Genomic DNA, 2956 nt, shown 5'->3' on the forward strand with positions numbered 1-2956 from the left:
CCAAACTCGCCGATGAACCACCCCGTGGGGGCCGATCAGTCGAGGCTCCGGTCCAGCCGGGCGCGACCGTCACGTTCGGGGGGTTGCCAGTTGTACCCGGGGACGGAGCCACAGTGTCTGTAAAGCAAACGCTCGCCAAGCAACTCACCTGATCCCATTGCAGTATATTAAGTCTTACCTTCCGCCACGACCTCTCATACTCCGGAAGCGGCAGTATCTGCCATGGTCCTCATAGCCGGCTGGGCAGTGGCGGACACAAGCTCCGGCCGCGTACTTGAGTGGCGGCGGGCATTGGCGAGCGAGCCGCTTCTGGTAGAGGTAGGACTTTGCGGGGCTCTGCGCTGCTGCCGGGATCGCCAAGCCTATCGGCTGCACGATAGTGAGCAACAGGAGAGCTGAGCAGGTAAGGCGAGGCGGCATCAGCTGTTCCATTGAGAAGCCTGGTGCTAACTCGCCAAGGCCCCAATCGTTCTGGTTCTTTATCACCCTGGGGGGATCACACCGCTGCTGATATAGTGCGGGTTCTCCCTGGGTTAGGGAATCACCTCAGCCCCAGGGATGGAAGCTGCATCAGCCACCCCTCACAGTCGTTGGTATGACCGGGAGATCTGGAACAAGAAAGGGGACCCTCGGGGGTCCCCTTTGCACTCAGTAGTGATGATGTCGCCGATGATGATGGTGGCGCATCCGGTGGTGATGGTGATGATGGCGCCGCGCGTGATGATGGTGCCGCATGTGCCCGTGGCGGTGCTGCACCGTCGTCACCATGTCCGGCGCTTCAAGCGGAGCGGGCACAGCCGGTGCCGCTGCAACCGGGGTCACCAGCGTCGCAGTGCCGAGCGCAGCCATGATGGCCAGCGCAAAGATGGGCATCCTCATGGGGTATTCCTCTGAATGAGCCGCAGGAACGGTCGGACGACCCCCACGGCGGGATGGAACGGCTTAGCTTGGTGGACGGTTCCGCCTGCTGCCTAGCGGATGCAGCAGTTGGGCTTGTTCGTCGTCGTCGTGGTGGCGGAAGTCGTCATGGTGATGATGACCCTCTCCATGCACGCGCACTTGCAGACGCGAGCTTCGCAAGCTGATTGACGATCGGCTCCGGTCGGTCTGGATCAAGAACCCCATCCACCGCGATGAACTCTTCAACGGCGTTGAGCGGCCTCGGCTCAAGTGGGACGAGCGTTCGTCCCTTCGCGACGCGCAGGCGGTCGATCGCCCGGACCAGGGATCCCTCTTCCAGCTCCACTCGCGCGAATTCCTCCGCGGTCACGCACAGGTGCTCAGCCAACAGGCGATGCCGGATCCCGCAGATCGCAGTTCGAAGCGCCCTGCTCCGGGTTTGGTCGTGAGTGTCCACGGCGAGATCACATTCGGTATCGAGCCCCATGGAGCGGTTGTTCATGTTCGCGGAACCGATCTTCAGGAAGCGGTCGTCGACGATCATGAGCTTGGCGTGAACGTAGATCGGTGTGCCACCCGCCGCGACCGGGTGGTAGATCCGGAACCGGCTCCCGCCAGTGGTGCCTCTCAGGACGTCGATGATCCGGGCTCGGGCTGACCCCATCACCTCGTCCTCCAGCAAGCCCTCCGTGGACAAGGGGTTGATCACGATCACTTCCGGGCCGCTCGTCTCACCGAGCCGCTTCGCGAGCGCGTCGGCGATACGGTGGGACGCTAGGTCTGGCTCTCCACATAGATGAAACGGTGCGCCCTTGCGATCGCCGCAAGGGTGAGTGCCTCGACCTCGCGCACCTCGGTTTGGCCGTCGCTTTTCGGCTGCGTGCGGACGATGCCGACGTTCACGTCATGGAAGGTGGTCTGGAGCGTTTGGGGCCATATCGCGTGCCGTTCAGAAAGCGGCGGCAATCTCTCGCCCGTTGCGCTCTCCCAGCGCTCCCGGGCAAGTTCAGCTAACGACTGCGCCGCCTCGCCGTCCACCGCGGCCGTCGCATCGTGCCACGGTGGCTGCGCGAACCCCCAAGGGCTGGCGCGGCGCCGGTCTTCATCACGGTGTTCGGGCGTGTCCCAGCGGCCGACCGTGAGGTCGATGCCGCCGCAGAAGGCAAGGGCGTCGTCGATCACGGCGATCTTCTGATGATGGCATGCGCCGAGTGGATGGACGCTGTCGAGCCGCAGATGAATACGCTTGCCGGTCATCCAGTTGAGAATGAATAGGGGAGTTGCGCCACGCCCAAGTGTTTTCAGAATGCCAAGGTCCCACTTAAGCAAATACACCTGCAGATCCGGGCGACGTTCTACGAGCGTGCTGATAAAAGAACCGAATTTGTCTGGCCAAATACTCGATTTGGCTTCAGGATCAAGCCGAACACGCGTGTCAAAATCCCATCCGATCAACATGATACGCTTGCGAGCGAGTATCATGGCTGCTTTGAGCTGGGCAAAGTACTCGGCGGCGTCCACGATCAGGGCGAAACGATCGACATGGACGCTGCGCCAGCACGTGCGCCCTGGTCGGATGAGGCCCTGTGTAGAAATCTGCTCTACCACCAGTTCTCATTCCCGCTGTGGACGCTCCATCGAGCTTGGTTGGAACTGTTTAGGAGCAGCGATCGCGTTTCGACGATCGCAGAGGAGCCGCAGGCCGGACTCAATGACTTGGATCGTCTGACGTTCCAAGCCGGCATGCCGAGCCGTACGCTCGTAGATCAACAAACGACGTATCAGGCCTGCGTCCGGCCTCAAGCTGCGGTTCAGGCAGTCGCACACGGCCTGGGTGACGATGTCTCTCAAGCAGTTGCCACTGTCATCGCGAGGCGCTGCATCGCTGATCATGGCCCCACTCCTCGCATCGGTTGGCTGCTCCAGAGACAGCACGACAATCGAACGGATCGGTCGACCGACGATGGTCACGACGCGGTGAGCGCCGGGACTCCGGCTTTCCCCTGAACGCTCGCGCGATGCAAGTGAGCGATGCTCACGCATCGCGCGAGCGTTC

The 2956-nt window shown here is 62.1% G+C and carries 4 protein-coding genes; all 4 read right to left on the minus strand.

The window, feature by feature from the left end; all coding sequences use genetic code 11:
* Positions 1–648: 648 nt before the first annotated feature.
* On the minus strand, positions 649–879 hold the full coding sequence (locus MFF61_RS33730) for a hypothetical protein (RefSeq protein ID WP_238242219.1): 231 nt from the start codon (positions 877–879) through the stop codon (positions 649–651).
* 145 nt (positions 880–1024) lie between these two features.
* Positions 1025–1615 carry a phospholipase D-like domain-containing protein gene (locus MFF61_RS33735; RefSeq protein WP_238242220.1) on the minus strand — a complete coding sequence of 197 codons (591 nt, stop codon included), beginning with the start codon at positions 1613–1615 and terminating at the stop codon, positions 1025–1027.
* A gap of 59 nt (positions 1616–1674) precedes the next feature.
* Positions 1675–2508 (minus strand): phospholipase D-like domain-containing protein, encoded by an 834-nt coding sequence (locus MFF61_RS33740; protein ID WP_238242221.1) that lies wholly within the window; start codon positions 2506–2508, stop codon positions 1675–1677.
* A gap of 6 nt (positions 2509–2514) precedes the next feature.
* Positions 2515–2956, minus strand: a 442-nt coding sequence (locus MFF61_RS33745; protein ID WP_238242226.1) for a hypothetical protein, incomplete at its 5' end; no start/stop codon positions are given.

Source organism: Methylobacterium isbiliense, assembly GCF_022179325.1.
GTDB lineage: Bacteria > Pseudomonadota > Alphaproteobacteria > Rhizobiales > Beijerinckiaceae > Methylobacterium > Methylobacterium isbiliense.

Excerpts from the sequence above, each read along its gene's own strand:
- MFF61_RS33730 (WP_238242219.1), bottom strand. The coding sequence starts at position 879 with ATGAGGATGCCCATCTTTGCGCTGGCCATCATGGCTGCGCTCGGCACT.